Below are 12,679 nucleotides of genomic sequence, written 5' to 3'. Positions count from 1 at the left end.
CTATCAGACTCTTTCGTGTCCGATTCCCCGTCGGAGCGGGGCTTGCTTTCCAGTTCTTCGCTTTCGCGTTTCCCTTTCCAGCGGTTCCGACTCTATCAGATCCTTTCGGGCCTGATTCCCAGTCAGCGGGCGGGTGTCTTCCCGGCTGTTGGGCCGTTCCGACGAGTGAGACTTTAGCGGAATCTCCGGCCCCGACGCTAATCGGGGCTGCGTTCCTTCGAACGCGGATTCCTCATTTCGCAAAGGCACACGTAAAGCAACGCGACAAGCAGTCGCTTGCTGTAGTGGGTCGTGCGGAATGGCTGTCCGGGGACCGACCGGGGCCGGTGCTCACGTCGGACAGCTCGGAGCACATTACGGATCTGTGTATGGCGTGTCAACCTGAGGCGGCGGCGACTACTCTGGCCCCCATGACATCGCGTGTGTGCGTCCTTCAGTGGTGGCCCGCCTGACGGCGGCCGCCAGACACACGCGCGTACTCAACGGCCGCCGCTTCGGCGGCCGTTCTCGTTTCCCTCTCCCCGGAGGCCGGCCGTCAGAGGCGGCGGCTCCGATCAGGAGGGTGAGACGAGATGACGCGAATCTTCAGTGGCATCAAGCCGACCGGGCATCTGACGCTGGGCAATTACCTCGGGGCCGTACAGCGGTGGGTCGAGGTCGATCAGCACCGGGCCGACGCGCTGTTCAGCGTGGTGGATCTGCACGCGCTGACCGTCGAGCATGATCCGGGCCGGGTGCGCCGGCTCAGTCGGCAGGCCGCCACGCTGATGCTGGCGGCCGGACTCGACCCCGCGCTGTGCACCGTGTTCGTACAGAGCCATGTGGATGAGCACACGCGGCTCTCGTATCTGCTGGAGTGCACGGCCACGGACGGGGAACTGCGGCGCATGATCCAGTACAAGGAGAAGAGCGCGCGGGCGCTGGCGTCCGGGGAGGGTGTGCGGTTCTCCCTGCTGTCGTATCCGGTACTGATGGCCGCGGACATCCTGGCCTACGGCACCGACGAGGTGCCGGTCGGTGCGGATCAGACCCAGCATGTGGAGCTGACCAGGGATCTCGCGGTGCGGTTCAACCAGCGTTACGGGAACACCTTCGCCGTACCGAAGGCCACCCGGCCGCCGGTGGCCGCGCGGGTCATGGACCTTCAGGACCCGACGGCGAAGATGGGGAAGTCGCACGCGTCGGGCGCCGGGATCGTCTATCTGCTGGACGACGCCGATGTGGTGCGCAAGAAGATCATGCGGGCCGTCACCGACAGCGGGCGGGATGTCGAGTTCGACCGCGAGGCCAGGCCGGGAGTGGCCAATCTGCTGGAGATCCTCGCGGCCTGCGGTGGCGGGGACCCGGAGCGGCTGGCCGGTGGCTACGGATCGTACGGCGCCTTGAAGAAGGACACCGCGGACGCCGTGGTGGAGCTGCTGCGTCCGCTGCGCGTGCGGCATGCGGAGCTGGCCGCCGATCCCGGGTATGTGGACGAGGTTCTGAGGGAAGGGGCCGTGCGGGCCAGGAGGATGGCGCGGCCCGTGGTCGACGCGGCCTACCGGGCCATCGGGCTGTTGCCGGCCGTCGGCTGAGCGGTGGCTCCCGCCCACTTGGACGCGTCCGGGTGGGCGGCGCCCGGGTCAGCCGTTTCCGGAGGCCAGCTCGCGGCTGCGGTCTCGGGCCGCTTCGAGGGCGGCGATGAGGGCCGCCCGTACGCCGTGGTTCTCCAGCTCCCGGATGGCGCTGATGGTGGTGCCGGCCGGGGAGGTCACGGCCTCGCGGAGCTTCACCGGGTGCTCGCCGCTGTCACGGAGCATGACCGCGGCGCCGATGGCGGCCTGGACGATCAGCTCGTGGGCCTCGGCGCGGGGCAGCCCGAGCAGGATGCCCGCGTCGGTCATCGCCTCGACCAGGAAGTAGAAGTACGCCGGGCCCGAACCGGAGAGGGCGGTGGCCGCGTCCTGCTGGGACTCGGGGACGCGCACGGTCTTGCCCACGCCGCCGAAGATCTCGTCGGCGTGGTTGAGGTGCCCGGCGAGGGCGTGGCTGCCGCCCGAGATGACGGACATGCCCTCGTCGACCAGTACGGGGGTGTTGGGCATGACGCGTACGACGGGCGTGCCGGTGGCCAGGCGGCCCTCGATGAAGGCGGTGGTGATGCCGGCGGCGGCGCTGATGACCAGGCGGTCCGCGGTGACGTGCGGGGCGAGCTCGTCGAGCAGCTTCCCCATGTCCTGGGGCTTCACGGCGAGGATGAGGATGTCGGCGCGCTTGGCGGCGTCGGCGTTGGTGACGGACTCGACGCCGTAGCGGTCGCGGAGTTCGCCCGCCCGTTCCTCGCGGCGGGTGGTGACCAGGAGGTCGGCGGCCCGCCAGCCGGCCCGGATCATGCCGCTGAGCAGGGCCTCGCCGATCTTGCCGGTGCCGAGGACTGCGACTGTCTGGGGCATTTCGGGGTCACCTCGCCGGTGGAAATGGGTGCGGCTGTCGTCCGTAACCCATCCTCGCACCGCGACCGGTCGGCGGGTGTGAGGTGTCCGATGGGCGGTATGGACTCGCTCTATGCCGTACGGCGGCGGAGGGTCGCCGCGCCCAGGGCGAGGACGAATGCGGCGCAGCCCGCGACGATCAGCGTGTCGCGTACGAAGTCGCCGGTGATGTCCGGGTGGCGCAGGACCTCGTTCATCGCGTCGACGGCGTACGACATGGGCAGGACGTCGGAGATCGCCTCCAGGACGGGCTGCATGTTCGCGCGTGGGGTGAACAGTCCGCAGAGGAGGAGCTGGGGGAAGATCACCGCCGGCATGAACTGCACGGCCTGGAACTCGGACGAGGCGAAGGCCGAGACGAAGAGACCGAGGGCCGTGCCGAGCAGGGCGTCGAGGACCGCGACGAGCAGGAGCAGCCAGGGAGACCCGACGACGTCCAGGCCGAGGGCCCAGACCGCGAGGCCACTGGCGAGAGCGGACTGGACGAGGGCGATGAGGCCGAAGGCCAGGGCGTAGCCCACGATCAGATCGGCCTTGCCGAGCGGCATGGCGAGCAGGCGTTCCAGGGTGCCCGAGGTGCGTTCGCGCAGGGTGGCGATGGAGGTCACCAGGAACATCGTGATCAGCGGGAAGATCCCGAGCAGCGAGGCGCCGATGGAGTCGAAGGTGCGCGGGCTGCCGTCGAAGACGTACCGGAGCAGGACCAGCATCACGCACGGGACGAGCAGCATCAGCGCGATGGAGCGCGGGTCGTGGCGCAACTGGCGGAGCACGCGGGCGGCGGTGGCGAGGGTGCGGGCGGCGGAGAGCGGGGGCGCGGTGCCGCGTGTGACGGTGGCCGGCGGGGTGCTCGTCGTGGTCTCGGTGGTGGTCATCGGGCGCTCTCCTGGAGTGCGTTGGCCTCGTCGACCAGGTGGAGGAAGGCCGCTTCGACGGTCTCGGTGCGGGTACGGGCGCGGAGCGCGTCCGGGGTGTCGTCGGCGAGGATCTCGCCGTCGCGCATGAGGAGGAGCCGGTGGCAGCGTTCGGCTTCGTCCATGACGTGGGAGGAGACGAGGATCGTCGCGGCGCGCTCGGCGGCGATGCGGTGGAAGAGGGCCCACAGGTCGCGGCGGAGTACGGGGTCGAGGCCGACGGTCGGTTCGTCGAGGACGAGCAGCTCGGGTGAGCCGAGCAGGGCGACGGCGAGGGAGACCCGGTTGCGCTGGCCGCCGGAGAGCCGGCCCGCCAGTGAGTCGGCGTGGGAGGTGAGGTCGACGTCGGCGATGGCCCGGCCGACCGTCTCCCGGCGGGCGGCGCGGCGGGCGCGTCCCGGGTCGAGCACGGCGGCGAAGTAGTCGAGGTTCTGCCGGACGGACAGGTCGTCGTAGATGGAGGGCGCCTGGGTGACATAGCCGATCCGGGCGCGCAGGGCGGTGTCGCCGGCGGGCCGGCCCAGGACGTCGAGTGTGCCGGTGGCCTTGGCCTGCGTGCCGACGACGGCGCGCATCAGGGTCGATTTTCCGCAGCCGGAGGGGCCGAGGAGGCCGGTGATGCGACCGGGCGGTACGGCGAAGTCGAGGCCTCGCAGGACGGTGCGGTCTCCTCGTCGGACGGTGAGACCTCGGGCGAGGACGGCGGCCCCGTCAGGAGAATTCATCATGTGATGAATAATGGGCGTACGGGGTCGCCTCGTCAAGGCGCCGGGAGGTGGGGTTCGGGTGTCGTTCGGGTGTTGTCGCTACGTGGCGGAGGCGTCCGGTACGGAGCGTCCGGCGCGGAGGGTGATCGCCGGATCTACCGCGTACGCCTGCGGGATCTATCCGTAGGGAAGAGCCTGGGCGGTTCGGAGCGCTCGTCCACGCGGAAACACGGTCGTGGGCTCATGGGCTCATGGGCTCATGGGCTCATGGCCGAGCGTCAGGGATGTGGCTACTTTCGCTTGGGCCTTCTGCCCTTGTTCCCGCCTGTGCCGCGTGTGGACGGGCTGCCCGTGCGGGCGGCGCGGCGGCGCTCGTACTCGCTCACGGCCTTCTCGTACTCGCGGCGGCGCAGCCCCTCCCCCGGGGCCTCGGTGAGCGAGCGCAGGAAGTACGCGATCAGCGAGCCGATGAAGCCGATCATCCTGACGCTGCGCAGGGACTCCTCGCGGGCGGGGTCGGCGGGGCGGCGGGTGAAGCCGTCCCAGGTCGCGCGGAAGGCGATGGCGCCGCACACCGCGAACACCACGACGACGAGCAGGTCCACGAAGGCGCCCACGTCGGCGATCTCCAGGCCCTGGTAGGCGAAGCGGAGAACGAGGCAGCCGGCGACGGCGGCGGCGAGCGAGCCGACGGCGACCCCGACGCGCCGTGCCCCGTAGCCGACGTCGTGGCCGACCCACGTCGTAGCGAAGAAGCGGATGCTCTCGGGCTCCGGGCCACCGCGCCCGCGACCGCCGTCCACAGCGGTGGCGGCGGGGGCGGGCGCGGTGACGTCGGCGGATTCGGGGTGCTCGCTCACAGGGCGATTATCCCCGCTCCGGTCGGTCAGGAGCAGCGCACCGCGACATAGCCGCTGCTGCCCGTGTGCACATACGCGTCCGAGACGTACTCGCCGTTGGCGATGTTGTCCCAGATGTTCGTCGTGCCGTACGGACCCGAGACCCACTCGCCCGGCTTCTGGCAGTTGATCGGAACGCTCACGTTGTACGAAAGCACCCTGACGAGCCGGTAGTTCGTGCCCGGACCGCTGCGGACGTTCAGCCGGTACCCGGGAGCGACCGGATAGCGCTTGGCCCGGGTCGCTTCCAGTGTGGCCGTCGCCGTCGTCTCGGCGGCTGCCACGTCCCCGGCGTCCCCCACGGCGCCCTCCGCCGTGGCGCTTCCCCCCATGACTCCCCCCACGACGTTCTCAACCTCTTCGACTGCCATACGGTCCTCCCCCATTGAAGGTGCGCACTCCGCTGTCGGAGGCGCGCACTCGGCGCCGCGCAGGCTAGCAAGCTATGGCTTGATAGCACGCATCATCGACTAGGCTCCGTGCGTCGCGCTTGCGCACGAATACACGGGGGTGGGCCATGCCACCACTGCGCAACACCGGATCGGCCGCGGAAGCGGAACGTCCGGAATACGCCGGTCGCTACCTACTGGAATCAGCCCTGGGATCGGGCGGAATGGGTGTGGTCCATCTGGCCACGTCCGCCTCCGGGTTGCGGCTGGCCGTCAAGGTCGTCCACATCAGCCACGCCTCGGATCCTGAGTTCAGGGCCCGGTTCCGGCAGGAGGTCGCGGCCGCCCGCCGGGTGAGCGGCGCCTTCACCGCGCCTGTGGTCGATGCCGATCCGGAGGCGGAACGGCCCTGGATGGCCACTCTGTTCATCGACGGCCCCACTCTGTCCGAGCGGGTGAAGCGGAACGGTCCGCTGAGCGCCGAGGAGTTGGCCAGGCTGGGCGCGGGGCTGGCCGAGGGGCTGCGGGACATCCACCGTGCCGGTGTGGTGCACCGGGATCTCAAGCCCAGCAATGTCCTGTTGGCGGCCGACGGGCCCAAGGTCATCGACTTCGGTATCTCGCGGCCCAAGGACAGTCTTCTGCGTACGGAGACGGGCAAACTGATCGGCACGCCGCCGTTCATGGCGCCCGAGCAGTTCCAGCGGCCGCGCGAAGTCGGCCCCGCCGCCGATGTGTTCGCCATGGGCGCGGTACTGGTCCACGCGGCGACCGGGCGCGGGCCCTTCGACTCCGACAGCCCGTACATCGTGGCGTACCAAGTCGTCCACAACGAGCCGGACTTGGCGGGAGTGCCGGAGATACTCCTTCCTCTCATCACGCGCTGTCTGGCGAAGGAGCCGGCCGACCGGCCGACGCCGGACGAACTGATGACGGCACTGCGTACGTCGCACGTGCCGCGGGTTCCGGCGCGGCAGGGGGTGACGGCTCTCGTACCGGGGCAGCGCGGCGGGGGCCCCGGGGCCGTGGTCCCGTCGCCCACCACCGCCACTCATCCCAAGACGCCCCGGAATCGCGGCGGGAGGCTCGCGGCCGTCCGTTCGTCGGCCGGGCCGCGCGGGTACGTCCGCCGGGTGGCCGTCGGCGGGGTGCTGCTGGCGGTTGCCACCGCCGGTTTCGTCGTCGTACGCGCTTCGCAGGACGCCGGCGGGGCCGCGTCCGCGCAGTCGCGCACGGACGCGGCGCGGGAATTCCGGCCCTGGGACGTCACGTTGAGCGGTGGCGCGGGCAAGAACCGTATGCCCGTCTGTTCCACCGACGGCGCGAGCGTCTACTGCACGGCGCCGGGCGTCAAGGCGGCCCGGATCAACTCGGCGGACGGCCGTGTCGACTGGTCCGTGAAGGACGAGCACGCCACGGCGGACGCGGACCAGGACGCCGCGCCGTTCCTCTCGGGCGGGCTGCTGCACGTGGTCACGCCCGGCGGCACCCGCCTGGAGGCGCTCGACCCCGCCTCGGGCGCCAGGCGCTGGGACGTCGACATATCTTCGTACGCCGCTGTCCGGCACGTCGGCGACACGGTGCTGCTCATGACGGACGACGGGCGGGTGCGGTCCCTCGACGGCGCCACCGGGGACGAGCGCTGGACCGAGCGGCGCGGCGGGGCGGGCGCTGTCTGGGTGTCGGCCGACGGCGCGGGAGGCGCGAAGGGTGGGGGAGGCACGAAGGGTGCGGACGGCGCGACAGGTGCGGACGGCGCGGGAGGCGCGGACGGCGCGGGAGGCGCGCTCTTCGGCGCGATGCCGTCGCCCGACGGTGCGAGCACCGAGGTGAGTTCGGTCGATCCGGCGAGCGGAGCCCTGCGCTGGCAAAAGCGGCTGAACGGCACGCTGATCCCGGTGGGGGCCACTGCGAAGGGCGCGGGGAAGGGCACGGGCGACGCGCTGTTCCTGCTCGCCACCGACGCCGACGGTTATACGGACGCGGTGCTACGGGTCGACGGGGCCGGCCGCGTCGTACGGCGCGTCCAGCTGTCCGTGCCGGTCGACCAGGCCCAGGCCACCGTGGCCGGGAACACGGTCTATGTCGTCGGCTACGCGGGATCGCTGCTCGCCGTCGACACAAACGCCGGTGACACAAACGCCGCTGACCTGAGCACCGGTGACACCAGCGCCGATGACACCAGCGGTGGCGGAACCAGCGGTGGCGGAACCGGGAAAGCGGGATCCGCTCCCCGCTGGCGGCTGGAGACGTCGGTCACCCGGGCATCGCGCCCGGCCGTCGTGGGAAACCACGTCTACCTCAGCGCGGGCGACGGGCGGCTGCTCGCCGTGGACGCCGAGCGCGGGCGGCTGGTGGGGCAGACGAAAACCCGGATGAACGACGGGCGTTACACGTTCTCCGGGACGCTGCCCGCGCCCGTCACCGCGTCCGGCAAGGTCTTCGCCACCGCGCCCGACGGCTCCGTCTTCGCGGTCACCGGCCGGGACCCCGCGAGCTGGTGACACCGGGCGGGACGATCCCGCGACGCCCTCCCGCCGTACGGCTGTGCGCCCCGGTTCCCTCGGCCGAAGTCCGGCGGAGGGGATCCGGGGCGCACCGTCGTCACAAAACGTACGAGGCCGTCAGCCCAGACGGGAGATGTCCCGCACCGCGCCCTTGTCCGCGCTCGTCGCCATCGCCGCGTACGCGCGCAGGGCCACCGAGACCTTGCGGTCGCGGTCGGCCGGTGCGAACACACCGTTCAGCGACGCGCGGCGCGTGGCCAGCTCGTCGTCGCCGACGAGGAGCTCGATCGTACGGTTCGGGATGTCGATCCGGATCCGGTCACCATCGTTGACCAGCGCGATCGTGCCGCCCGAGGCCGCCTCCGGGGAGGCGTGGCCGATCGAGAGGCCGGACGTGCCGCCGGAGAAACGGCCGTCGGTGATCAGCGCGCAGGCCTTGCCGAGGCCACGGCCCTTCAAGTACGAGGTGGGGTAGAGCATCTCCTGCATACCGGGGCCGCCGCGCGGTCCCTCGTAGCGGATGACGATCACATCGCCCTCGGCGATCTCCTTGAGGAGGATCTTCTCCACGGCCTGTTCCTGCGATTCGCAGACGACGGCCGGGCCCTCGAAGGTCCAGATCGACTCGTCGACACCGGCCGTCTTCACCACACAGCCGTCGACGGCGAGGTTGCCCTTGAGTACCGCCAGGCCGCCGTCCTTGGAGTAGGCGTGGGCGACATCGCGGATGCAGCCGCCCGCGGCGTCGGTGTCGAGCGTGGCCCAGCGCTCGGACTGGGAGAAGGCCTCGGCCGAGCGTTTGCAGCCCGGCGCCGCGTGCCACAGCTCGACGGCCTCGTCGGACGGCGAGCCGCCGCGCACGTCCCAGGTCTCCAGCCAGTCCTTGATGCTCGGCGAGTGGACGGTGTGCACGTCCTCGTTGAGCAGACCGCCGCGGTACAGCTCACCGAGGATGGCGGGGATGCCACCGGCCCGGTGAATGTCCTCCATGTAGTACGTGCCCCCGGGGGCGACGTTCGGCGCGACCTTGGACAGGCAGGGGACGCGGCGCGAGACGGCGTCGATGTCCGAGAGGTCGTAGCCCAGTTCGGCCTCCTGGGCGGCGGCGAGCAGGTGGAGGATCGTGTTGGTCGAGCCGCCCATGGCGATGTCGAGGGCCATGGCGTTGTCGAAGGCCGCGCGGGTGGCGATATTGCGCGGCAGGACCGACTCGTCGTCCTGCTCGTAGTGGCGCTTGGCGATCTCGACGACCGTCCGGCCGGCGTTCTCGTACAGCGCCTTGCGCGCCGTGTGCGTGGCGAGCACCGAGCCGTTGCCGGGCAGCGAGAGGCCCATGGCCTCGGTCAGGCAGTTCATCGAGTTGGCGGTGAACATGCCGGAACAGGAACCGCAGGTCGGGCAGGCGTTCTCCTCGATACGGAGGAGGTCCGCGTCCGAGACACTCTCGTCGACCGCGTCCGAGATGGCGTTGATCAGGTCGAGCTTGCGGACCGTACCGTCCACGAGGGTCGCCTTGCCGGCCTCCATCGGGCCGCCGGAGACGAAGACCGTGGGGATGTTGAGGCGCATCGCGGCCATCAGCATGCCCGGGGTGATCTTGTCGCAGTTGGAGATGCAGATCAGCGCGTCGGCGCAGTGCGCCTCGACCATGTACTCGACGGAGTCGGCGATCAGATCGCGGGACGGCAGGGAGTACAGCATTCCGCCGTGGCCCATCGCGATGCCGTCGTCGACCGCGATCGTGTTGAACTCGCGCGGCACCGCGCCCGCCGCCTTGATCGCCTCGGAGACGATCCGGCCGACCGGCGCGAGGTGGGTGTGGCCCGGCACGAACTCGGTGAAGGAGTTGGCCACCGCGACAATCGGCTTGCCGATGTCCTCGCTCGCTACGCCCGACGCTCGCATAAGGGCGCGCGCGCCCGCCATATTGCGGCCGTGGGTGACAGTGCGGGACCTCAGCTCAGGCATCGTCTCTCGCTCCTTCAGCAGATATGACTTCTTCGAGCGTACGCCCCGGATCCAAGATCTGGACACTACGTCCGGGATACGGGACGACTGTTCAGCTTTCGGGCAGCTTCGGTCAGCAGGATCCGGGCGGTTGACGGGATCGCGGCCCGCTCAGGCCTCGGTCAGGTAGCGCTGAAGCGTGGGCGCCACCATCGTGATGATCTCCTCGGTGTCCGCCGACGCCAGCGGTTCCGCCCGGATCACATACCGCAGGAACGCGATCCCGAGCATGTGCGAGGCGGCCAGTTCGGCGCGGAACGTCGGATTCGGTACGTCGAGTTCCTCCGCGATCCGGCCCAGCAACCGGCGTAGTACGAACGTACGCAGTACGTTCGCCGCCGTCTCGTGCGTCAGGGCGGAGCGGATGATCGCGAGCAGCGGAGCCCTGGTGACCGGGTTCTCCCAGACCGCGACGAAGTAGCGCGCGAGCCGTTCGCCGATGTGGTCCGGGTCCCCGGACAGGACGGCCGGCACATCCAGGGCGGGTTCGAAGGAGACCTCGATGGCGGCCGCGAAGACCTCGTCCTTCGTACCGAAGTAGTGGTGGACGAGCGCCGGGTCGACACCGGCCGCCTTGGCGATGCCCCGGATGGACGTCTTGTCGTAACCGCGTTCGGCGAATTCGGCGCGGGCCGCGTCCAGGATCTTCTGCTGGGCGCTCGGGCCGGTGTCCGTGTCCTTGCGGGCGGGGCGGCCACGACGGCGGGGGGCCGGGTCACCGGTCATCCGGCTGTGCCGTTCATGACGGGCGCGCCCCCGAGGAGCCCGACGGACCGGACGAGGACCGGGGACGCGACGAGGACCGGGGACCGGAGGAAGACCGGGAACCCGACGAGGACCGGGAACCCGACGGAGAACCGGACGCGGAAGACGCGGAACCGGACGCGGAAGCCGTGGAAGCGGACGCGGAAGCCGTGGTGGCCTGTGGCGCGCCCGACGCCGTACGGGAAGCGCGCGCCGCGGCGGACGACGGCGCCAGGTGCTGCCTGGCGAAGGCCAGCGCCTCCGCCAGATCCGCCTCGCGCTCGGCGGCGGACATCGCGCGCCGGGTGTTGACCTCGATCACGACATGCCCGTCGAACGCGCTGCCCGCCAGCCGCTCCAGCAGCTCGGCGCACGGCTGCGTGCCGCGGCCCGGCACCAGGTGCTCGTCCTTCCCGGAGCCCTTGCCGTCCGCGAGGTGGACATGCCCCAGCCGGTCGCCCATCCGGTCGATCATGGCCATGGCGTCGGTGCGGGCGGTCGCGGTGTGCGAGAGGTCGACGGTGAAGTGCCGGTAGTCGTCCTTGGTGACATCCCAGTCGGGTGCGTACGCGAGCATCTCGCGGTCGCGGTAGCGCCAGGGATACATGTTCTCGACCGCGAATCGCACATCGGTCTCCCCCGCCATCCGCCATATGCCGGTGACGAAGTCGCGCGCGTACTGCCGCTGCCAGCGGAACGGCGGATGGACGACCACGGTCGAGGCCCCGAGTCTCTCGGCCGCCGCCCGCGCCCGCTGGAGCTTCACCCACGGATCCGTCGACCAGACCCGCTGGGTGATCAGCAGACACGGCGCGTGAACGGCGAGTATGGGGACCTGGTGATAGTCGGAGAGCCGGCGCAGCGCCTCGATGTCCTGACTGACCGGATCCGTCCAGACCATGACCTCGACACCGTCGTAGCCCAGGCGCGCGGCAATCTCGAAGGCCGTCGCCGTCGACTCGGGATAGACCGAGGCCGTCGACAGGGCGACCTTCGCAGCCGGGACGCGCACCACTGGTTCTGCCACGGAGACAGCGTACGGGTCACGCTCAGGTGCTCGGGAGTTGACCGTCCGGGACGGGCCCCGGGCGCCTCAGCCGGACGGGAGCCGGTCGAGACGGCGAAGGATGACTCCCTCGCGCAGAGCCCAGGGACAGACCTCCAGTATCTCGACGCCGAACAGGTCCATCGCCCCCTCCGCGACCAGCGCTCCCGCCAGCAACTGGGCGGAGCGGCCGTCGGACACGCCGGGGAGTTCCGCGCGCTGGAGGGAGGTCATCCCGGCAAGCTTGGGCACCCACTCCTCCAGTGACGTACGACTCAGTTCGCGCTGGACGTAGAGGCCGTCGGCGGAGCGGGCGGCTCCGGCGATCCGGGCCAGCTGCCGGAAGGTCTTGGACGTCGCGACCACATGGTCCGGGCTGCCGATCCGCGCGAACTCCCCGACCGTACGGGCGATTTGCGCGCGTACGTGACGGCGCAGCGCCTTCACGTCGATCGGGTCGGGCGGGTCGCCGGGCAGCCAGCCGGCCGTGAGCCGGCCCGCGCCCAGGGGCAGGGAGACGGCGGCGTCCGGCTCCTCGTCGATGCCGTACGCGATCTCCAGCGAGCCGCCGCCGATGTCCAGGACCAGCAGTTTCCCGGCCGACCAGCCGAACCAGCGGCGGGCGGCGAGGAAGGTGAGCCGGGCCTCCTGTTCGCCGCTGAGGACTTCGAGATCCACTCCGGTCTCGCTCTTGATCCGCCCGAGGACCTGGTCGGCGTTGCTGGCCTCTCGTACAGCGGAGGTCGCGAACGGCAGTACGGCCTCACAGCCCTTGTCCTCGGCCGCCTGGAGCGCGTCGGCGATGGTGGACACCAGCCGGTCGACGCCCTCGGGGCCGATCGCGCCGTGCTCGTCGAGGAGTTCGGCGAGTCTCAGCTCAGCCTTGTACGAATGCGCCGGCAGCGGACGGGCGCCGCGGTGGGCATCGACCGCGAGCAGATGAACCGTGTTCGAACCGACGTCGAGGACTCCGAGTCTCATGAACGGAACGCTACT

The 12,679-nt window shown here is 70.6% G+C and carries 11 protein-coding genes; 2 read left to right on the top strand and 9 right to left on the bottom strand.

Features of this window, described 5'->3' with window-relative positions; genetic code table 11:
* Positions 1 to 572: 572 nt before the first annotated feature.
* Positions 573 to 1,574 (top strand): tryptophan--tRNA ligase, encoded by a 1,002-nt coding sequence (gene trpS / locus ACIOJD_RS33215; protein WP_401920007.1) that lies wholly within the window; start codon positions 573 to 575, stop codon positions 1,572 to 1,574.
* A 48-nt stretch (positions 1,575 to 1,622) separates the two neighbouring features.
* On the opposite strand, the gene proC is transcribed toward trpS, so the two are convergent.
* From proC to ACIOJD_RS33190, 5 genes are all read right to left on the bottom strand, one after another.
* The gene (proC, locus tag ACIOJD_RS33210) at positions 1,623 to 2,432 is read right to left on the bottom strand and encodes a pyrroline-5-carboxylate reductase (protein ID WP_401920005.1); all 810 of its coding nucleotides are present in this window, start codon (positions 2,430 to 2,432) and stop codon (positions 1,623 to 1,625) included.
* A gap of 110 nt (positions 2,433 to 2,542) precedes the next feature.
* Positions 2,543 to 3,346: an ABC transporter permease gene (locus tag ACIOJD_RS33205; protein WP_401920004.1), complete on the bottom strand. Its 804-nt coding sequence runs from the start codon at positions 3,344 to 3,346 to the stop codon at positions 2,543 to 2,545.
* On the bottom strand, positions 3,343 to 4,113 hold the full coding sequence (locus ACIOJD_RS33200; protein ID WP_401920003.1) for an ABC transporter ATP-binding protein: 771 nt from the start codon (positions 4,111 to 4,113) through the stop codon (positions 3,343 to 3,345). Before ACIOJD_RS33200 ends, ACIOJD_RS33205 begins: the two co-directional genes overlap by 4 nt.
* A 269-nt stretch (positions 4,114 to 4,382) precedes the next feature.
* Positions 4,383 to 4,952, bottom strand: coding sequence for a hypothetical protein (locus ACIOJD_RS33195; RefSeq protein ID WP_401920001.1), 570 nt, complete (start codon positions 4,950 to 4,952; stop codon positions 4,383 to 4,385).
* A gap of 26 nt (positions 4,953 to 4,978) precedes the next feature.
* Positions 4,979 to 5,362 carry a hypothetical protein gene (locus tag ACIOJD_RS33190; protein WP_401920000.1) on the bottom strand — a complete coding sequence of 128 codons (384 nt, stop codon included), beginning with the start codon at positions 5,360 to 5,362 and terminating at the stop codon, positions 4,979 to 4,981.
* Positions 5,363 to 5,508: 146 nt separating this feature from the next.
* Here ACIOJD_RS33190 and ACIOJD_RS33185 point away from each other — a divergent pair, with 146 nt between their 5' ends.
* Entirely contained in the window at positions 5,509 to 7,884 is a 2,376-nt protein-coding gene (locus ACIOJD_RS33185; protein WP_401919999.1) for a PQQ-binding-like beta-propeller repeat protein, read from the top strand.
* 120 nt (positions 7,885 to 8,004) lie between these two features.
* Here the strand turns inward: ACIOJD_RS33185 and ilvD are convergent, their stop codons facing one another.
* The 4 genes from ilvD to ACIOJD_RS33165 form a co-directional block, all read right to left on the bottom strand.
* Positions 8,005 to 9,855 carry a dihydroxy-acid dehydratase gene (gene ilvD / locus ACIOJD_RS33180; protein ID WP_401919998.1) on the bottom strand — a complete coding sequence of 617 codons (1,851 nt, stop codon included), beginning with the start codon at positions 9,853 to 9,855 and terminating at the stop codon, positions 8,005 to 8,007.
* 150 nt (positions 9,856 to 10,005) lie between these two features.
* The gene (locus tag ACIOJD_RS33175; protein WP_401919996.1) at positions 10,006 to 10,620 is read right to left on the bottom strand and encodes a TetR family transcriptional regulator; all 615 of its coding nucleotides are present in this window, start codon (positions 10,618 to 10,620) and stop codon (positions 10,006 to 10,008) included.
* 13 nt (positions 10,621 to 10,633) lie between these two features.
* Positions 10,634 to 11,665, bottom strand: a complete 1,032-nt coding sequence (locus ACIOJD_RS33170; RefSeq protein ID WP_401919995.1) for a sugar phosphate isomerase/epimerase family protein — start codon at positions 11,663 to 11,665, stop codon at positions 10,634 to 10,636.
* Positions 11,666 to 11,731: 66 nt separating this feature from the next.
* Entirely contained in the window at positions 11,732 to 12,664 is a 933-nt protein-coding gene (locus ACIOJD_RS33165) for a Ppx/GppA family phosphatase (RefSeq protein WP_401919994.1), read from the bottom strand.
* Positions 12,665 to 12,679 lie beyond the last annotated feature (15 nt).

The sequence above is a fragment of the Streptomyces sp. NPDC088116 genome, from assembly GCF_044741745.1.
In the GTDB taxonomy this organism is placed as follows: Bacteria; Actinomycetota; Actinomycetes; order Streptomycetales; family Streptomycetaceae; genus Streptomyces.
The sequence above is the reverse complement of the archived record's forward strand: the minus strand, read 5'-3'. Positions and strand labels throughout refer to the sequence as shown.